Here is an 813-nt window from a genome sequence, read left to right on the forward strand (position 1 = left end):
ATCCCGACTTCATTATTATCCCAACCAAAGAAACGTATATCCTGTAAAACAGATTTTTATATGCAATTAAGGTTGGGATAATAATTTGATTGTCCAATCATACTTTGTTGTGCTTTTGCTACTTCAGACCAAAGACAGCGGCAAGAGATTTCTTTACTTTGGGGGATTTATAATGCTTTTCAATGTTTTTTGTAGTCGCATCATCCATTACTGCAAGAGCTTTGATCATTTGTTCTTTAGATATGCCGACATACCTCATGGTTGTTTCGATACCTTCATGTCCGAGCAACCGTTGGATTTGTACGATGTTTACACCATCTTCCAGCCAGTGGGTCGCCCTTGCATGCCGCAAGCTATGACAATGGAAACTGTCCGGTATCATTGGTGATTTAGACGCATATAGCTTAAGCCGTTTTGACACCGCCTCCTGACATAACTTCGTATTTCTCCGACCATTAATCGGGAAGAACAGGAAGTCCGATGGAACAGGGGCGTTCCCATGGAACACGGATATATAATGCCCGATAATTTTTGCCACGCTTTTCAGAAGATATATGCAACGGAGTTTGCTTCCCTTTCCTGTCACCTTTATACATGGACTTTTACTGCCAAGAGCGACGTCGGCTATTTTTAGTGAAAGCACTTCATCCACACGTGTTGCAGTACTGTACATGACATTGAACAAGGCAAAATCTCTCTTGCCCGTCATAGAACCTGTATCCATTGATGCAAATAAGACTTTTATTGTTTCCCTCGATATTACTTCCGGAAGTTTTTTTGCAGGACGCAATCTTTTTACAGATGTGATACTGC

At 41.2% G+C, this 813-nt stretch carries 1 protein-coding gene; it reads right to left on the minus strand.

Annotated elements, in window-relative coordinates:
- Positions 1–118 precede the first annotated feature (118 nt).
- Positions 119–813: tyrosine-type recombinase/integrase (locus JCM17102_RS21065; protein WP_025076572.1), on the minus strand; the 695-nt coding region annotated here is incomplete at its 5' end.

The organism is Bacteroides faecichinchillae JCM 17102, from assembly GCF_000614145.1.
Lineage (GTDB): Bacteria > Bacteroidota > Bacteroidia > Bacteroidales > Bacteroidaceae > Bacteroides > Bacteroides faecichinchillae.